The following is a 17,143-nucleotide window of genomic DNA, read 5'->3' as shown; positions in this document are numbered from 1 at the left end:
CAAATTTTGTTTTCTTTGCTAGCCTCCAAAGGGTGACGGTCAAGCACTCGGCCCCGACCTCCCAAGAGGTCCAGAAACGAATCCGCCTGGCGGACGAGTCACGCCTGCTCGAAGTTCTTCTGGGCCCGCGCATCGACGACACGCACTACCACCACTGGGAACAGCTGCAGCATCGACGGCCGCCCGCTGGCATGAATCACGACGAGTGGTGGATGTCCCTCAAGCTCCAGCGGCTCAATGTGAGGCGCGACCTGCCATTCGCAGACAAGAGCGGGCAGCCGTTCTGGTTTGCTTACAACGATGAAGTGTTGCGGTTGTCCGAGGAGATTGCGCGGCGCACTGGTGGGCTCACTTCCTCCGGCACCGGGCAGTCAGACCGGAGCAATCGCCGGTACTTGCTGCAGTCGCTCCTCGAGGAGGCGATCACCTCAAGTCAGCTCGAAGGCGCGTCAACCAGCAGAAAACACGCGAAGCGCATGATTGAGGCGGGAGTGCGACCTGCCACCATCTCGGACCAAATGATCGTCAACAACTTCCTCGCGATGCAGGATGTCAAAGCGAACGCGGCCAACCCGCTGACGGCGGCTTTCGTGCTGGAGCTGCATGCGACGCTGACCGCCAATACCCTGGCGGACTCCCATGAAGTGGGTCGCCTGCAGTCACCGAGCGACGAACGCGTGAGCGTCGTGGACCAGCAGGAGCGGGTTACCCACGCGCCGCCTCCGGCCGAGACTCTGCCAGACCGCCTTGCGCTGACCTGCGACTTCGCGAACGGCACGGTCGACGAGGTTCCGTACCTCTCGCCGGTCATCAGGGCGATCGTGACGCACTTCATGTTTGGGTACGATCACTACTTCTCGGATGGGAACGGCCGCACCGCGCGGGCAGCCTTCTACTGGGCGATGCTGCACAACGGCTACCATCTCGCCGAGCACGTCGCGATCTCCCGGGTGCTCCGCGAGGCACCAGCGCAGTACGCGATGGCCTACGAATACAGCGAGGACGACGAAGGGGACATCACCTATTTCATCCTCCACCAGCTGCGCGCCTTCAAGCGGGCGCTCGAAGATTTTGAGGAGTACGTGCGATCCAAGGTCGACCAAGGTCTGCAGATGCGGGAGACGCTGCGCGCGTCTGCGGGTCTGCTGAACGAGCGGCAGGTCGCGCTCCTCGAGTGGATAGCCCGGGAAGAGATTCCCAGGCTCGTCGCGAAAGAGGTCGCGCACCGGTTCAACGTCACAGAGCAGACCGCGAGAAATGACCTCAAAGGCCTCAACAAGCTTGGCCTCGTGCAGCCCTCATCGGGCCGCAGGCCCACAGTGTGGGCCGTTCCGAAAGACCTGAGTGCCAGGCTCGATGCATTAGGAGACTAGACGCAGGCCGCCACCGGTATGGGGCATCCGCGAGGGCGCTCCAGCGTCCGCCCAGGGGAATCGGGTAAATTAGGGAGATCTTGCGGGTATTTCGAGCCGCATTGACGAACAGGGGATCACCGAATGGCGAGAAGGACGCAGGTTGAACAACCGCGCCGGTCGGTTGTACGACACGGCAACCTCCCCCGATCCTCTTCTGTAAAGAACTTCAGCCGGTTCCTCCTCACGACGCTGCTCGTCGTCGCCTTCTCTGGCGTCGCGACCGCCGCCTACGCCGTCTGGGGCTTCTGGAACAACGCCAAGACCGTCGACCTCGGGGGGCCGAGCGCCGCGATCGGCGCGGGCACTCAGTCGATCGACGGCGAGCTCACGATCTTGCTTGCGGGCTCCGATACTCGTATGGGCCAGGGCTACGACGACGGCGAAGAGGGCGAGCTCAACGACGTCAACCTCCTGCTGCACGTCTCGGCCGACCACAAGAACGCCACCGTCGTGAGCTTCCCGCGTGACCTCATGGTGCCGATCCCGAGCTGCCCGAGCGAAGACGGCCAGGAAGACTTCTACCCGGCGATGAGTGAGCAGCAGCTCAACACCGCGCTCGGGTACGGCGGGCTGCCGTGCGTCGCCCGCACGATCTCCGAGCTCACCGGCATGGAGATCCCCTACGCGGCGATGATCACGTTCGACGGCGTCGTCGGGGTCTCCGAAGCCATTGGCGGCGTCGACGTCTGCCTGACCGAACCGCTCGTCGACCCGAAGACCGACCTCGACCTGCCCGCGGGCATGAACACGCTCGAGGGCTGGGACGCCCTCCAGTTCCTCCGCACCCGCTACGGCGTCGGCGACGGCAGCGACATCTCGCGCATCAACAACCAGCAGGTCTTCATGTCGTCGCTCATGCGCAAGCTGAAGAGCGCGGAGACCCTCTCGGACCCGATTAAGGTCTGGGGCCTCGCGAAGGCCGCCACCGACAACATGCTGCTCTCGGAGAGCATGAAGAGCATGCAGTTCATGCAGGCCGCCGCCGGCACGGTGCGCGACATCGATCTCGGGAACATCAACTTCGTGCAGTACCCGACGGTCGATCACCCGTACCAGTCGGGTCGCCTCCTGCCGAACTCAGAGCTCGCCCAGGTGCTCATCGACACGCTCAAGAGCGGTGAGGCCTTCGACGTCACCGGCACCGGTGGCGCGGTGGCACCGCCCGCTGACACCGGCACCGAGGCTCCCGCCGAGCCCGCTGACCCTGCGACCGAGACTCCCGAGGGTGAGGCCCCGGCAACGGAGGGTGGCACGCCAGCCGAGGGTGGTGACCGGGTGCAGCTGCCCCCGGAGATCACCGGCCTGAAGCCCGACGTCGAATCTTGTTCGGCCGGGCGCGTGAACTACTAGTCCAAGGATTTCCTGGCTCAGGATTTTCCCGTTAGACTAAGTGGCGTTGCCTGCTCATGGAGACGTGCCGGAGCGGCCGAACGGACTTCACTGCTAATGAAGGGTCGGGGTTAAACTCGACCGGGGGTTCAAATCCCCCCGTCTCCGCCATAGACAGGTAACACACGAAGGCCCCGCTCCGAGGAGTGGGGCCTTCGTGTTTGTGCCGCGGCCTCTCCAGCCTTCGATATGGTTTTCCTATGACACAGCCGGACATCCAAATCTTTGCAATCTGGGCGATCTATTTGGGATTCTTCCTTCTCGGCCTCTTGATTCTGTGGCTGATCATTCGTGGCGCCGTCCTCTCTGCACTCCGCAAGCACTCTGACGAGCAGGCAGCCCCGCGGAGAGAGCGCTACCAGGGGTAGATCTTGCGTAGCCACACCCACGCACGCCGCACCCGGCAACATCCCAGCACACTCCTTTGAAACTCATAGGTCCCGTCCGCTAGCGTTGAAAACCCGACGGCCTTGGAGGTCCCCGCATGAAGAACCGACTGATCGCCAGCGCTGCAGCACTCTTCGCGGCCTCACTCCTAGCGGGTTGCGCAGGGGCCGGAGAGCCCCCGGCACCCAAGGACTTCAGCCCGTCAACCGCCGAGGTCGAGAAGCTTGTCGCCGAAGGCACGTTCCCCAAGGGATTCCCCAAAGACGCAGAGGGCGTCCGCGTGATCCAGCAGGGCGATCAGGTCGCGGCCTCGTGGAAGGGCAGCCCGATCAAGGCCGACTGCGTACCGAGCGCCGACGGGCCCGGCTCGTACGCGAGCCTGCTACTGCTCATGGACGTCGGCATTCAAGAGACAGAGAAGTGCGGCGATGTGTGGCAGGCGGTTCAGGCCGACGGCTCGCGTATCTTCTGGAACTCCAGCCGAGACTAGCTCACCGCGCGCTCAGCCAGTACTGTGCCGGCCCCAGCTTGGCGTCCTACCGTGGGAAACCAAGGCACAACCCAGGAGGGCACAGATGAATGCAAAGCACGCTCACGACGCCGACGAGGCCGCACCGGAGACGATCGACGAGCCCGTGCTCGACGGCGCGACCGAACCTGACGACCCCGACGTCGATCCTCGTAAGGGCATGACAGACCCGCAGCTCATCCGCGACACCGAGGCCGAGCGCCCCACGGTTCACCCGTATCTGTAGGCCGCACCGCCGCACGCGGGCCCACCGCCGCGCCCGAGCGCACATCGCACCCGGGCCCACATCGCACGCGGTACCGACGCCCCGCACGCCCCGCGCGCTCAGCACCCCAGCGCTGGTCAGCGAATCGCAGAGCGGTGCGGGTAGGTGCCGCCCGTGAAGCGGTGCCAGGCAAGCGCCACCGCGACGATCGCGAGCGAGCTCAGCAGCACGGGGGCGAACAGATAGCCCCAGCCCGCGCCCGTCACGCACACGACGACCGCGTTTGCCACCGCCGGCGGGTGCAGCACCCTGAGCAGAAGCATCGCGACGACCGAGAGGCCCGCCGCGAGCGCCCCGGCAAGCGCCGACGCGAGCTCACCGTTCCACCAGCCCGAGTGCGGGATAGCCCCGACCCCGAGCCCAACGGCAGCGGACACCATGTGCCCACCAACGACCGCGATGGGTTGCGAGACGGGGGCCTCGGGCAGCGCGAACACGAGCAGGCAGCTCGGCGCGAAGCCGAGAAACAGCAGCGTGAGATCCATCGAGGTGCCGAGCGCCCCGAGGATCGCGACCGCGACCGCCGTGCCGAGGGAGGCGAGCGCGATCCGGCGCCACGGGAGGCGGGGCTGCGTGCTCGTTACGAGCGCACGCAACGCTCCGCCCCACCGTTTTTGCACGGTTCTACCTTACGCGAGCGAGTCTTCCCAGGCCGCATGGAGCCCGGCGAAGCGGCCACCGGACGCGATGAGCTCGGCCGGAGTGCCGTCCTCGACAACGCGCCCGTGCTCCATGACAAGCACGCGGTCGGCGATCGCGACCGTCGACAACCTGTGCGCGATGATGATCGCGGTGCGGTCGGCGAGGAGGCGCTGCAGCGCGTCTTGCACGAGCCGCTCGCTCGGCAGGTCGAGTGAGGCTGTCGCCTCGTCGAGGATGAGCACCGCGGGGTCTGCGAGGAAGGCTCGCGCGAACGAGACAAGCTGCCGCTGCCCCGCCGAGACGCGGCCGCCGCGCTTGTTCACGTCAGTGTCATAGCCGTCGGGGAGGCTGCGAATGAACTCGTCCGCCCCCACCGCGACCGCCGCCGCGCGAATCTCCTCGCGCGAAGCGGAGGGCTTGCCGAGCGCGATGTTCTCCGCGATCGTGCCGCTGAAGAGGTAGGCCTCTTGTGTGACCATGACGATCGCGCGCCTCATGTCGGCGGGGTCGAGCTCACGGAGGTCGATCCCGTCGAGCGTGAGCCGGCCCTCGGTCGGGTCGTAGAACCTGGCGACGAGCTTCGCAAGCGTCGACTTCCCGGCGCCCGTCGTGCCGACGAGCGCGATCGTCTGCCCGGCCGGGATCTCGAGGTTGCAGTCGGCGAGCACGACCCGCGGGTCGTCGGCCCCGCCGTAGCGGAAGCTCACGCCGTCGAACTTCAGCTCGCCAGTAGCCTTCGCAAGCGCCACCGGCGACTCGGGGTCCTTCACGGTCGGCTCCTCTTCAAGCACGCCCGACACCTTCTCGAGCGCGGCGACGGCCGACTGGTACGAGTTCAAGAACATCGCGACGTCCTCAAGCGGGCCGAAGAAGTTGCGCACGTGCAGCACCGCAGCAAGGAGCACACCGACAGCGAGCGCATTGCCGGTCACGCGGAACGCGCCCCAGGCAAGCACGACGGCGATCGTGATGTTGCCGAGCAGCACGAGCCCGGGGTCAAGCACGCCGAAGAGGTTCACCACGCGGAGGTTCGCGCGCCGGTAGTCGTCAGACACCTTCGCGAACGCCTTGTCGTTACGCTTCTCGCGGCGGAACGCCTGCACCGCGCGGATACCCGTCATCGTCTCGACGAACTGCACGATGAGCCTCGCGCTCACCGTGCGGGTCGCGCGGAAGCCCTTCTGCGACTCGATGACGAACCACCACATGAGCAGGCCGAGCGGCAGCCCCATGCACACGAGCAGCACACCCGATCGCCAGTCGAGCAGGAACAGCGCGATGAGCGTGAACGAGCCGAGCAGCACGGCGTCGATGAGCTCCGAGAGACTGCCGTCGAGCAGCTCTTGGATCGACTCGAGGTCGCTCGTCTGGCGCGAAATGATGCGGCCCGACGTGTAGCCCTCGTGGAACTCGAGGCTCAGCCGCTGCGTATGCCTGAAGATGCGCGTGCGCAGCTCGATCATCACGGCCTGCGTGAGTTTCGCGATGAGCACGACGTACCAACCGACGAGCGCAGCGCCCCCGCCACCGATCACAAGGTAGGCGAGCGAGATGCCGATGGCTGGGCCCCAGTCACCGTCCTGGACGGCGCGGGGCAGCGCCTCGTCGATCCCGAACGCGATGAGCGACGGGCCGATCGCGCGGAACACGGCCGACGCGATCACGACCGTCGCCGTCAGAATGATGAGGCGACGGAAGGGCCCAAGCAGAGAGCCGAGCAGGCGCAGCGAGCGCTGCCGGATAGCCCGGCTCTCCTCGCGGGTGTAGCTTGTGCGGTCTTCACCGCGCGTACCGCGTACGCTTTCGGGGCTCATCGTGCCACCTCCTCGGTGCCGGTGGTGTCGGTCGGATAAGTCGTGTCGGTCGGGTCAGTCGGGTCAGTCGTGCTCGGCGGCGGTTCAACGCCCGCTTCAAGCGAGGTGATGAGGTGCCGGTAGTGGTCGCTTGAGCGCAGCAGCTCGCTGTGCGTTCCGACCGCGATCACGCGGCCGTGCTGCATCACCGCGACCCTGTCGGCCATCGACACCGTCGAGGGCCGGTGGGCGACGATGAGCGCGGTGGTGCTCGCGAGCACGCGACGCAGCGCCGCCTCCACGAGCGCCTCGGTGTCGACGTCGAGCGCCGACAGCGGGTCATCGAGCACGAGCACATCGGGCCCGGCCGCGACGACGCGGGCGAGTGCGAGCCGCTGCCGCTGCCCGCCAGACAGGCTCATGCCCTCCTCGCCAACCTCGGTGTCGAGGCCGTCGGGCAGGTCATACGCGAAGCCTGCCTGCGCGACGTCGAGGGCTTCGCGCAGCACGCGATCCGCCTCCGCGCTCTGCGGGTCGAGGTCCTCGCGGCCGAGCAGCACGTTCTCGCGCACGCTTGCCGAGAAGAGGATCGGATCCTCAAACGCGATCCCGATACGCTGGCGCAGCTCCTCGAGCCTGAGGTCACGGACGTCGACGCCGTCAAGTTCGACGGCTCCCGCCGTGACGTCGTAGAGCCTGGTCGGCAGCGCCGTCAGCGTGGTCTTGCCTGAGCCCGTCGCGCCCACAAGCGCCATCGTTTCGCCGGGCCGCAGCACGAGGTCGAGGCCGTCAACGAGGTCTCGCTCGCTCTCGCGGGCGTCAGGGAACCGGAAGTGCACGCCGCGGAACGCGAGTTCACCGCGCGGGTTCTCGATGGTGCGGGGGTGCTCGAGGTCAGTGATCGTGATCTCGGCGTCGAACACCTCGAAGACGCGGTCGGTCGCGGTACGGGCGTCGATGAGGAAGGAGAACAGGAACCCGAGTGAGTTCATCGGCCACCGCACCGCGGCGGCGAGCGCAAAGAAGCCAAAGAGCTCGCCGACGGTGAGCTGGCCGAGGCTCGCGAGCACGATGCCCGTGAAGAGGCACGCGCCGAGCGCGAGGAACGGCACGAGGTCGTACCAGAACCAGATGAGCCCGACCTCGCGGGCCTTGCGCAGCTCGGTGCCGCGCAGCGACTCGGCCTGCTCACGGAACTGGGCGAGCGAGTGCCCACCTCGCCCGAACGCCTTGAGTACGCGAATGCCGTGCACGCTCTCTTCGACGGCCGTCGCGAGGTCGCCAGACTGATCCTGGCTCTTGCGCGAGAGCGCGCCGTACTTCTGCTCGAAGCTGTAGCCGACGATCCAGATCGGCAGCGAGCAGATGAAGAAAACGGTGCCGAGCACCCAGTGCCACCGGAACAGCAGCGCGATGCCGATGAGCATTGTGAGCACATTCACGAGAAGCATGATCATGCCGAAGGTGAGCCAGCGCCTGATCAGGCCGATGTCCTGCATCATGCGGCTGAGCAGCTGGCCCGACTGCCAGCGGTCATGGAACGCGACGGGCAGGCGCTGGAGCCGCTCGTAGAAGGTCTGGCGAATCGTGAATTCGACCTCGGTCATCGGGCGCAGCACGAACCGGCGGCGCAAGAAGATGAACAGGGCCTCGGCGACGCCGAGCGCGAGCACGGCGACGACTCCCCAGAGAATCGCGGCGCGGTCGCCGGTGAGCAGCGGGCCGTCAACGACCTCCTGCAGCACGATCGGGATCGCGAGACTCGCGACCGACCCGGCGAGTGCCGCGAGGATACCCGCGAGGATCCACCACTTCGCGGGCTTGGCGAAGGGGATCAGCCGGGCGAGCGCCTTGGGCAGAGACAGAGATGGTGAAGCAGATGAAGAAGACATGGTCCCTAAAAACGAGAGAGGTGCGCGAGGGGCGCGAAATGCTGAGGAGTGAGAGCGGGCCGTAAGCGGCCGAGGTCTAGTGTCCGGTCAGCGGGTTGCCCGGACGGAGAGACGGCGTGAACGTGATGATTTCAAACATGGTCTTCTCCTTTCCGGGTCGTAGGGATTCCAAGAAGTCACCCTATCCACACTTCTCGGGGCGCCGCAAGCATTAATTTGCGCCACGCCGTGCGCGGCCCTCGATCGGCGGGCTCGCGCCCTTCCTTCCGCCCGCTGCCACAGCCCCGCCAACGCGCCCTTTCCCTGCGGCACACCCCCTCCAACTGGCCCAGCCCCTCCAACTGGCCCCTTCCCTGCAGGACACCCCCTTGCCAACGGTTGATGAGGGGGCGTGCTGCAGGGAAGGGGCTCTTTCGCGCGAGGGTGGGCCGGGCCGGGGTGGGCCGTGGCCAGAGCCCAGGGTTTCCCCCTAGTCCCCAGGTAGGGGCACCGATTCGCTCCCGCAGGTGACGCGGCACCCCACACCGCGGCGGGACGCTGGGGTTCTTCCCGAAAGGACTCCCATGTCGCTCATCAGCATTCCCCCGGCCCCGGCCGCCCCGTCCCCAGGCCCAGGCCCAGGCCCGGGCCCGGGCCCCAGAAGCTCAGGCTCGACCCCCACGCGCGACGCCGCTGTCGACCTGGTGAGGGCAGCGTGCCTGATCGCCGTCGTGGCGGTGCACGCCCTCATGGTCGGCGTGAGCGTGCAGGGCGGGGAAGCCGTGCTCGAGAACGCGCTTGAGTCGTGGGGTGGTTTCACGGTCTTTTCGTGGTTCGCGCAGATGATGCCCCTGTTCTTCATCGCCGGCGGCTTCGCATCGGCTACGCACTGCCGAGGGCTCCGCTCCCGCGGGGTCACCCCTGCGGGCTACGTTGCCGCGCGCCTCGGCAGACTGCTGCCAGTGCCCCTGCTCGCCGCGGCCGCAACGACCCTCACGCTCGCCGCGCTCACCGTCTCGGGCGTCGACCCCGAGACCGTCGCGACGGCCGGGTGGCGCATCAGCCAGCCCCTCTGGTTTCTGGGGGTCTACGTGCTGTGCTCGGCGCTCGTCCCGGCGATGCTGAAGCTCCACGAGCGCGCACCGCGGCTCGCGCTCGCGCTGCTGGGCGCCGCAATCGTGATTATCGACGTCGCCCGCGCTTCCACGGGCATTGAGGCCGTCGGCTTCGCGAATCTCGTGTTCGTCTGGCTGTTCGTGCAGCAGCTCGGGTTCTTCCTCGCCGACGGCGTCGTGGTCGGGCCGCGAGCTGCCGTCGCCGCAGCCGCGGGCGGCGTCGCCTGGGTCGCGCTCGGCTTCTCGCCCGCTAACCTGTTCGCCGCACTGAACCCGCCGACCGCGGCGCTCGCGCTGCTCGGGGTCGTGCACGCCGCGATCTTCGTCGCGCTCCGACCCAAACTCGACCGCATCGCGGCGCTGCCCAGCGTGCAGCAGGCGACGAAGGCGATCAACGCGCGCTCAATGACGATCTATTCGTGGCACATGCCGGCCACCGTGCTGCTCGCGGGTGCGCTGCTTCTCGCTTCACAGGCCGCCGGTGCCGGGCAGGGCCTCCCGCTACCCCTCACGGGCGAGTGGTGGCTCTCACGCCCCGCCTGGCTCGCCGCCGTCGCCCTCGTCGTCGGCGTCACCGTGGCGGTCGCGGCCCGGCTCGAAGCCAGGGTGCTCCCTCGGCTGCGTCTCGCCGCGGCGCCCAGCCCGGCCCGCACCTCGCTCGCGGCCACCGGAGGGGCAGGCGGGGTGCTCGTGATTCTCGCCGCGACGGGGGCTCCGCTCGCCTGGCTCGCGGGGAGCGCCCTCATCGCCGCGGCGATCGGGCTCTGCCTCGAACCGCGTCAGAAGGCGAAGGCCGCGCCGAGCAGAAGGCCGTAGGCGAGCGCCCCGAAGCTCGTGAGCTGCAGCACGATGATGAGCTCGCGGGCAGTGCGAGCGGTGAGGGTGATGATGATTGCGGGGATGACGGCGGCGAGTACGAACCAGACGAGCAGCATTCCCGAGTAGGCCCAGCCGTAGAGTAGCGGCACCCCGAACGGCAGCAGCATGCAGACGACGTAGAGCACGCGGGTCCAGCGCTCACCGATGCGCACGGCCAGCGTGCGCTTGCCCGCGGCGCGGTCGGTCGGGATGTCGCGGAGGTTGTTCACGACGAGCACGGCGACGGCGAAGAAGCCGACGCCAGCGCCGCCCACCCACATCTCCTGGTTCGAGATGTCGGTCTGCAGCCACACGGTGCCGACGGTCGCGACGATACCGAAGAACACGAACACGACGAGCTCACCGAGGCCCGCGTAACCGTAGGGGCGCTTGCCGCCCGTGTAGAACCAGGCCGCAATGATCGCGACAACGCCGACGGCGAGGAACCACCACCGGCCGCTAATGACGACGGCTGCAAGCCCGGCGAGGGCAGCGAGCCCGAAGAACACGAGCGCGAGAGTGAGCACCCGTTTCGGATTCACCCGGCCCGAGCCGGTGAGCCGCGCGGGGCCAACCCGGAACGCGTCGGTGCCGCGAATGCCGTCGGAGTAGTCGTTCGCGTAGTTCACACCGACCTGCAGGAGCAGCGCGACGGCGAGCGCGAGCAGACTGAGCGTCAGCGAGAACGCCTGCAGCATGTGGGCGATGCCGGCGCCGACAGCGACGGGTGCGACGGCGAGCGGCAGGGTGCGCAGGCGGGCGCCCGAGACCCAGTCGCGCCAGGTGACATGCGATGTCTCGCCGGCCGCGATGAGCTCGTCGGCGACGGCGCGCAGCGCCGGGTTCCCTGAACGCTTCGGGTTCTTCGTGCTCACTGAGTTTCCCCTTCGTCGGCCCCGCGGGGCGCCTCTCCCCGACCATCGCGCAACTGCGCAAAGCTCTCTCGCAGCGACAGCAACCAGGCCTCGATCGCGGGGACATCGGGCTTGCCGCCCGGAAGTCTCGGCATGCGCTCGGTCTCGTTCGCCCACTCGGGTGTCGCGGCGGCCCCGAGCTGAGCCCTGATTCCGTCGCGCACCTCGTCGAACGGCACGGCGGCTGGGTCGACCTCGACGACGAGGCTCGGCCGCGCGCCCCACTCGGGGTGTTCGGTGGCGACGGCAACGGCGCTCGCCCACCCCGGGTACTCGCGCGCGACCCGCTCGATCTCGTCGAGCGAGACGTTGACGCCGCCCGAGACAATCACGCGGTCAAGCCTGCCGGTGACGGTGAGCATTCCGCCGAGCAGCTCGCCCGCGTCGCCGGTGCGGTACCAGCGCACGGGCTCGCCCTCGCGATTTGGTTCGGTCACGAAGCGATCCTTCGTTTGCGCGTCATCGCCGAGGTATCCGAGCGCGAGCGTCGGCCCCGCAAGCTGCACCTCGCCGCCGCGGATGCGCACGAGCGTGTCACCAATCTCGACGCCGTCGTACACGCAGCCGCCCGCCGTTTCGGTCATGCCGTAGGAACGGCGGAGGCTGACGCCAAGGGCGTGGGCGCGGCGGCGCAGGTCGAGCGACACCGCCTGGCCACCGACGAGCACGGCATCGAACCGCTGCAGCGCCTCGGCCGCGTCGGCGTCTGCCTCGGCGAGGTCGAGCAGGCGGGCGAGCTGCACTGGCACGAGCGAAACGTACCGCCGCTCGTGGTCGAGCTGCTCGGCGGCCTCCAAGAGCTGGCGGGCGTCGGCGCCCTCGGGTGCGAACACGGGCTCGGTCCCAGCGACCGAACTGCGCACGAGCATCTGCAGGCCCGAGATGAGCTGCGTCGGGAGCGCGACGAGCCACTGCCCGGGCCCGCCAAGCGCCTCGTGGGTCGCCTCCGCGCTTTCGGCGAGCGCCGCACGCGACAGCGCAACTGCCTTCGGCACGCCGCTCGACCCCGAGGTGCGGATCACGACGGCGGTGCCGTCCGGGAGCGGGAGCGCGCGCGTCGCTTGAACCGCGGGGTCCCCCGGGTCCTGCCCCGGCGCGAGCGGCAAGATCGGAGCACCGCCAGCGAGTGCGTCATCGAGCGCGGCGATGAGCCAGGCCCGATCCTCAACGGGAATCGCGCGAAGAACGAGGGGGGCGGTCACCCATCTAGGGTACCGCGCTTCGGTGAGAGGCGGGCGCGGCGGAATACGCCGGGCGCCCGCCCCGCGGGCCGGCGAAGCGGCTAGAAGTGGTACGGGAACGGCGACCAATCAGGATCGCGCTTCTCAAGGAACGAATCGCGCCCCTCGACGGCCTCGTCGGTGCCGTACGCGAGGCGGGTCGTCTCGCCCGCGAAGAGCTGCTGGCCGACGATCCCGTCGTCGACGGCGTTCATCGCGTACTTGAGCATGCGAATCGCGGTTGGCGACTTCCCGAGGATTGTGCGGGCCCACTCGATGCCCGTCGTCTCGAGCTCGGCGTGCGGCACAACCTCGTTCACCGCCCCGATCTCGCGGGCGCGCTCGGCGTCGTATTCGCGCGCGAGGAAGAAGATCTCGCGGGCGTTCTTCTGGCCGACCTGCTTCGCGAAGTAGGCGCTACCGTACCCGGCGTCGAACGAGCCGACATCGGCGTCGGTCTGCTTGAACTTCGCGTGCTCGCGGCTCGCGATCGTGAGGTCGCAAACGACGTTGAGCGAGTGCCCGCCGCCGGCCGCCCACCCGGGGACGAGCGCGATGACGACCTTCGGCATGAAGCGGATGAGGCGCTGCACCTCGAGGATGTGCAGGCGGCCGGCGCGGGCGAGCGCCTCGGGGCCGACCGCGGTCTCGGAGTCCGAGTACTTGTAGCCGTCGCGGCCGCGGATGCGCTGGTCGCCGCCCGAGCAGAACGCCCAGCCCCCGTCTTTCGGGCTCGGCCCGTTGCCGGTGAGGAGCACGACGCCGACCTTCGGGTTGACGCGCACCCGGTCGAGAGCGTCGAACAGCTCGTCGACCGTGTGCGGGCGGAAGGCGTTGCGCACCTCCGGCCTGTCGAACGCGATGCGGGCGATGCGCCCGTCGAGGCTGAGATGCGCGGTGATGTCGGTGTAGCCCTCAGCGCCGGGGGCAACTTCCCAGACGCTCGGGTCGAAGATGTCAGAAACCTGTGTGGTCATGCCCCCAGCCTATTCGGCTGGGGGCACTTCCGTGCTGCGGCGCCTAGCCGACGGCGACCCCGAAGATGAGGCCGATGAGGTAGGTCGCGATCATCGTCGCCCCGCCCATGAGCACGTTGCGCATGATCGCGCGGGCACGCGGCGCCTCCCCGAGGGCCGCCGAGATCCACCCGGTCAGCACGAGCCCGATGAGCACGGCTGCGCCGGCCGCCGGGATCCGGCCCTCGCCGAGCGGCAGCAGGATCATGAGCAGCGGCAGCACGCCGCCGATCGTGAACGCGATGAACGAGGAGATTGCCGCGGCCCAGGGGCTCGTGTATTCCTCGGGGTCGATGCCGAGCTCGACCTCGGCGTGTGCGGCGAGCGCATCGTGCGCGCTGAGCTCGCGCGCAACCTCGGTCGCGAGTGCGGCCGAGACGCCGCGGCGACGGTAGAAGCCAGCGAGACCGCGGAGCTCCTCGGCCGGACGCTCGGCGAGCGAGCGGCGCTTCTGATCGATGAGCGCCTTCTCGGTGTCGCGCTGGGTACTCACTGAAACGTACTCGCCGCCTGCCATGGAGAACGCGCCCGCAACGAGCGCGGCGACGCCCGCCGTCGCGACCGCCATCGTGTTCCCCGGCGTTGCCGCCGCGACGCCGATGACAACGCCCGCGACCGAGACGATGCCGTCATTTGCGCCGAGCACGCCTGCGCGCAACCAGTTGAGCTTCTGCCCGATGCGGGCCGAGCGTGGCTCGCCGTCCGAGGGCCCCGCGGGCGCAGCGGTGTCGATGTCGTCGTGGCGAGTTGCTTCGAGTGTCATGAGTTTCCCTCCCCCGTTATTCGGGTTGTTCTGCACCCCAGTGTGCTCCCCTTTCAGGCGCCCCGCAAGCAAGGGAAGGCTAGCCTTTCCCCAGGTCAGCGCGGGTTTCTTAGGCTTACCTTCGTCCGACGATTGGCCCTTCGAGGGGCCCGCGTGAGCGCGGGTGAGACAATCGAGGCATGGCAATCGATTCGCTGCACGGGGCCCCACTTCCGCCGCTCGACGAGCTCATGGGCGCCGCCCGCGTCGTCTCGATTCCGACCCGCACGCGGTTTCGCGGCATCAGCGTTCGCGAGGCCGTCATCTTTGACGCGCCTCACGGGCCTGCGGAGTTCTCGCCGTTCACGGAGTACGCCTTTGGCGAGAGCTCGCGCTGGCTCGCGGCCGCGATCGAGTTTGGCTGGGGCGAGACGCCCGCAGCGAGGCGCGACACGGTCGACGTGAACGCGACGGTGCCGGCTGTGTCCGCGGGCAGCGTCGCCGACGTGCTCGCGCGCTTTCCCGGTTGCCGCACCGCGAAGGTGAAGGTGGCCGAGCGTGGCCAATCGCTCGCCGATGATGTGGCCCGCGTGCGCTCCGTTCGCGCGGCCATGGGCGCCGATGCACGCGTCAGGGTCGACGCGAACGGTGGCTGGTCGGTCGACGAGGCCTTCAGCGCACTCACCGCGCTCGCCGAGTTCGACCTCGACTACGCCGAGCAGCCGTGCGCGACGGTGCCTGAGCTCGCTGACCTGCGCGCGCGGCTCGCCCGCGCAGGGATCCCGATGCGCATCGCCGCGGACGAGAGCGTGCGGAAAGCGGAGGATCCCCTCGCGGTCGCGCGCGCCGGGGCCGCGGACCTCATCGTCGTGAAGGCGCAGCCGCTCGGCGGCATCGCACCGGCGCTCGCGATCATCGAGGAGGCGCAGCTGCCCGTCATCGTGTCGAGCGCGCTCGACACCTCGGTCGGCATCTCGATGGGGCTCCACCTCGCGGCCGCGCTCCCCGACGGGGCGCTCGCGGGGGCGTGCGGACTCGGCACCGTCGCGCTGCTTGATGGCGACGTCGTGGCGGATCGCCTACTCCCCGAGGGCGGTGCCCTACGCGTGCGGCGCCCCGCGCTCGATGCGGGCGCCCTCGAGCGCTACCGCCCGACACCCGACCGCGAGCGCTGGTGGCAGGAGAGGGTCTCCCGCTGCCACGCGGCGCTCACCGAGGCTGGCTAGGCGTCCTTCAGGCCGGGGAAGTCCTCTTCGCGCCACTCAGACTCAATGCGCTCGCCCGCAGCGTGCGCGGCCTCCTCACGCTGCCTGAGCTCAACGCGTCGAATCTTGCCCGACGTCGTCTTCGGCAGGTCAAAGAACTCGACCCGGCGCACCCGCATGTAGGCGGGCAGCGCCCGGCGAGCGTGCAGCAGGATCTCTTTCGCCGTCTCCTCGGTGGCCTCGGCCCCAGGGGTGAGCGCGACGTACGCCTTCGTGACGTTCAGCCGGGTTTCATCGGGCGCGCCGACCACCGCCGCCTCGCCGACGAGGTCGTGCTCGAGCATGGCGCTCTCAACCTCAAACGGCGAGACCTTGAAGTCGCTCGACTTGAAGATGTCATCGGTGCGACCCACGAACGTGAGCGAGCCGTTCTCGTCGCGGGTCGCGACGTCGCACGTGTGGTAAAAACCGCCCGCCAGCGCCTCAGCGGTCGCCTCGGGGTTGCCGAAGTACTCGTTCATGAGGTTCACGGGGCGCGCAACACCCTCTCCGCCGTCTTCCGGGCCGAGCCGCAGGCAGACCTCGCCCTCGTCACCCTCTTCGCCGGTCATCGGGTCGACGAGCACGATGTCGACGCCGGGAAGCGGCCTGCCCATTGCGCCCGGCACGATGTCTTCGCCGGGCATGTTCGCGATCGTCGCGGTCGTCTCGGTCTGGCCGTAACCGTCGCGCAGCACGAGACCCCAGCTCTCCTCGATGCGCGAGATCACCTCGGGGTTGAGCGGTTCGCCCGCTGATACGACCTCGCGCAGCGCCGACGGCTTCGCGCCCAAGTCGCTCTGAATGAGCATGCGCCACACCGTCGGCGGCGCGCAGAAGCTCGTGACGCCGACGCGGTCGAGCTCGGCGATGATGCGCTCGGCCTTGAACTTCGCGTAGTTCGCGACGTACACCGTCGCGCCCGCGTTCCACGGGCCGAAGAAACTCGACCAGGCGTGCTTCGCCCAGCCCGGCGCGCTGATGACCGAGTGGGTGTCGCCGGGGCGAACGCCGAGCCACGCCATCGTCGTGAAGTGCCCGAGGGGGTAGCTCGTATGCGAGTGCACCGCGATCTTCGGCAGCTTCGTGGTGCCAGACGTGAAGTAGAGGAGGGCGGGGTCGCCGCTCTTCGTCTGCTTCACGATCGGCGCGAGCGATGCGGAGCGCGACTCCTCGAACCGCGCCCAATCATAGAGCGCCGCCCGCTGGTCCATCGTGCCGGTGTCGAGGCGCACCCCCACACCGCGGAAGCCGCCGGGGATACCCGCGAACTTCACCGCGTCCTCGGGGCCAGCAAACACCCAGCTCACCTTGCCGCGCGCCACGCGGTCCACGAGCTCCTGCGAACCGAGCACTACCGAGGTGGGCAGGATGACGACGCCGAGCTTCATCGCCGCGAGCATGAGCTCCCACAGCTCGACGTGGTTGCCGAGCATCAGCATCGCGATGTCGCCGCGCTTCGCGCCGAGCCCGCGCAGCCAGTTCGCGACCTGGTCTGAGCGCTGCTTCAGTTCGCGGAAGCTGCGCTTGACCTCCGTGCCGTCTTCCTCCGCGATCCACAGCGCCGTCGTATCGTTGTCGACGGCGATGCTGTCGAACACGTCGTGCGCCCAGTTGAACTCGTCACCGACCTCGGGCCACCGAAATTCTGCGCGGGCCCGCGCAGGGTCTCCCTGCAGTTCGAGGAGCTGGTCTCTTGCGGCGAAAAATGCGTCGTTCACCCTCTCAAGGGTACGCAATCGG

15 protein-coding genes and 1 tRNA gene are annotated in these 17,143 nt (G+C 68.5%); 8 read left to right on the top strand and 8 right to left on the bottom strand.

Translation table 11 applies throughout. From position 1 onward, the window contains the following. Nucleotides 1-32: 32 nt before the first annotated feature. The 6 genes from FB468_RS11710 to FB468_RS11690 all read left to right on the top strand — a co-directional run bounded on the left by FB468_RS11710 (nucleotide 33) and on the right by FB468_RS11690 (nucleotide 3,946). Entirely contained in the window at nucleotides 33-1,373 is a 1,341-nt protein-coding gene (locus tag FB468_RS11710; RefSeq protein WP_170219712.1) for a Fic family protein, read from the top strand. Nucleotides 1,374-1,496: 123 nt separating this feature from the next. Then, nucleotides 1,497-2,765, top strand: coding sequence for an LCP family protein (locus tag FB468_RS11705; RefSeq protein ID WP_141887501.1), 1,269 nt, complete (start codon nucleotides 1,497-1,499; stop codon nucleotides 2,763-2,765). 58 nt (nucleotides 2,766-2,823) lie between these two features. Continuing rightward, nucleotides 2,824-2,915: transfer RNA gene (locus tag FB468_RS11700), tRNA-Ser, on the top strand. Between the two features lie 89 nt (nucleotides 2,916-3,004). Further along, nucleotides 3,005-3,172: a hypothetical protein gene (locus FB468_RS17145; RefSeq protein ID WP_170219711.1), complete on the top strand. Its 168-nt coding sequence runs from the start codon at nucleotides 3,005-3,007 to the stop codon at nucleotides 3,170-3,172. Nucleotides 3,173-3,288: 116 nt separating this feature from the next. Continuing rightward, nucleotides 3,289-3,681 (top strand): hypothetical protein, encoded by a 393-nt coding sequence (locus FB468_RS11695; protein WP_141887500.1) that lies wholly within the window; start codon nucleotides 3,289-3,291, stop codon nucleotides 3,679-3,681. 85 nt (nucleotides 3,682-3,766) lie between these two features. Then, nucleotides 3,767-3,946 (top strand): hypothetical protein, encoded by a 180-nt coding sequence (locus tag FB468_RS11690; RefSeq protein ID WP_141887499.1) that lies wholly within the window; start codon nucleotides 3,767-3,769, stop codon nucleotides 3,944-3,946. Between the two features lie 116 nt (nucleotides 3,947-4,062). Here the strand turns inward: FB468_RS11690 and FB468_RS11685 are convergent, their stop codons facing one another. The 3 genes from FB468_RS11685 to FB468_RS11675 are packed head-to-tail and all read right to left on the bottom strand — an operon-like array spanning nucleotide 4,063 to nucleotide 8,312. Beyond that, nucleotides 4,063-4,605, bottom strand: coding sequence for an HPP family protein (locus FB468_RS11685; RefSeq protein WP_141887498.1), 543 nt, complete (start codon nucleotides 4,603-4,605; stop codon nucleotides 4,063-4,065). Nucleotides 4,606-4,614: 9 nt separating this feature from the next. Next, nucleotides 4,615-6,441 carry an ABC transporter ATP-binding protein gene (locus tag FB468_RS11680; RefSeq protein ID WP_141887497.1) on the bottom strand — a complete coding sequence of 609 codons (1,827 nt, stop codon included), beginning with the start codon at nucleotides 6,439-6,441 and terminating at the stop codon, nucleotides 4,615-4,617. Beyond that, nucleotides 6,438-8,312: an ABC transporter ATP-binding protein gene (locus FB468_RS11675; RefSeq protein ID WP_141887496.1), complete on the bottom strand. Its 1,875-nt coding sequence runs from the start codon at nucleotides 8,310-8,312 to the stop codon at nucleotides 6,438-6,440. Before FB468_RS11675 ends, FB468_RS11680 begins: the two co-directional genes overlap by 4 nt. 563 nt (nucleotides 8,313-8,875) lie before the next feature. On the opposite strand from FB468_RS11675, the gene FB468_RS11670 reads away from it, so the two are divergent. Then, the gene (locus FB468_RS11670) at nucleotides 8,876-10,222 is read left to right on the top strand and encodes an acyltransferase family protein (protein ID WP_141887495.1); all 1,347 of its coding nucleotides are present in this window, start codon (nucleotides 8,876-8,878) and stop codon (nucleotides 10,220-10,222) included. Here the strand turns inward: FB468_RS11670 and FB468_RS11665 are convergent. The 4 genes from FB468_RS11665 to FB468_RS11650 all read right to left on the bottom strand — a co-directional run bounded on the left by FB468_RS11665 (nucleotide 10,186) and on the right by FB468_RS11650 (nucleotide 14,177). Beyond that, entirely contained in the window at nucleotides 10,186-11,139 is a 954-nt protein-coding gene (locus FB468_RS11665) for a 1,4-dihydroxy-2-naphthoate polyprenyltransferase (RefSeq protein WP_141887494.1), read from the bottom strand. The genes FB468_RS11670 and FB468_RS11665 overlap by 37 nt on opposite strands. Further along, nucleotides 11,136-12,380 (bottom strand): AMP-binding protein, encoded by a 1,245-nt coding sequence (locus tag FB468_RS11660; RefSeq protein WP_246055858.1) that lies wholly within the window; start codon nucleotides 12,378-12,380, stop codon nucleotides 11,136-11,138. Before FB468_RS11660 ends, FB468_RS11665 begins: the two co-directional genes overlap by 4 nt. Nucleotides 12,381-12,460: 80 nt before the next feature. After that, nucleotides 12,461-13,375, bottom strand: coding sequence for a 1,4-dihydroxy-2-naphthoyl-CoA synthase (locus FB468_RS11655; RefSeq protein ID WP_141887493.1), 915 nt, complete (start codon nucleotides 13,373-13,375; stop codon nucleotides 12,461-12,463). A gap of 43 nt (nucleotides 13,376-13,418) precedes the next feature. Further along, nucleotides 13,419-14,177: a VIT1/CCC1 transporter family protein gene (locus FB468_RS11650; protein ID WP_141887492.1), complete on the bottom strand. Its 759-nt coding sequence runs from the start codon at nucleotides 14,175-14,177 to the stop codon at nucleotides 13,419-13,421. Between the two features lie 179 nt (nucleotides 14,178-14,356). Between FB468_RS11650 and FB468_RS11645 the strand changes: the two genes are divergently transcribed. Next, nucleotides 14,357-15,382 (top strand): o-succinylbenzoate synthase, encoded by a 1,026-nt coding sequence (locus tag FB468_RS11645; protein ID WP_141887491.1) that lies wholly within the window; start codon nucleotides 14,357-14,359, stop codon nucleotides 15,380-15,382. Here FB468_RS11645 and FB468_RS11640 read toward each other — a convergent pair. Further along, nucleotides 15,379-17,121, bottom strand: a complete 1,743-nt coding sequence (locus FB468_RS11640; protein ID WP_211359127.1) for an AMP-binding protein — start codon at nucleotides 17,119-17,121, stop codon at nucleotides 15,379-15,381. The genes FB468_RS11645 and FB468_RS11640 overlap by 4 nt on opposite strands. Nucleotides 17,122-17,143: the final 22 nt, after the last annotated feature.

It is taken from the genome of Leucobacter komagatae, assembly GCF_006716085.1.
GTDB lineage: Bacteria > Actinomycetota > Actinomycetes > Actinomycetales > Microbacteriaceae > Leucobacter > Leucobacter komagatae.
Note: the sequence above shows the minus strand (reverse complement) of the source record. Positions and strands in the feature narration are given on the sequence as shown.

Coding starts and splice junctions, on each gene's coding strand:
- FB468_RS11705 (WP_141887501.1), top strand. CDS start 1,497: ATGGCGAGAAGGACGCAGGTTGAACAACCGCGCCGGTCGGTTGTACGA.
- FB468_RS17145 (WP_170219711.1), top strand. CDS start 3,005: ATGACACAGCCGGACATCCAAATCTTTGCAATCTGGGCGATCTATTTG.
- FB468_RS11695 (WP_141887500.1), top strand. CDS start 3,289: ATGAAGAACCGACTGATCGCCAGCGCTGCAGCACTCTTCGCGGCCTCA.
- FB468_RS11690 (WP_141887499.1), top strand. CDS start 3,767: ATGAATGCAAAGCACGCTCACGACGCCGACGAGGCCGCACCGGAGACG.
- FB468_RS11680 (WP_141887497.1), bottom strand. CDS start 6,441: ATGAGCCCCGAAAGCGTACGCGGTACGCGCGGTGAAGACCGCACAAGC.
- FB468_RS11675 (WP_141887496.1), bottom strand. CDS start 8,312: ATGTCTTCTTCATCTGCTTCACCATCTCTGTCTCTGCCCAAGGCGCTC.
- FB468_RS11670 (WP_141887495.1), top strand. CDS start 8,876: ATGTCGCTCATCAGCATTCCCCCGGCCCCGGCCGCCCCGTCCCCAGGC.
- FB468_RS11655 (WP_141887493.1), bottom strand. CDS start 13,375: ATGACCACACAGGTTTCTGACATCTTCGACCCGAGCGTCTGGGAAGTT.
- FB468_RS11650 (WP_141887492.1), bottom strand. CDS start 14,177: ATGACACTCGAAGCAACTCGCCACGACGACATCGACACCGCTGCGCCC.
- FB468_RS11645 (WP_141887491.1), top strand. CDS start 14,357: ATGGCAATCGATTCGCTGCACGGGGCCCCACTTCCGCCGCTCGACGAG.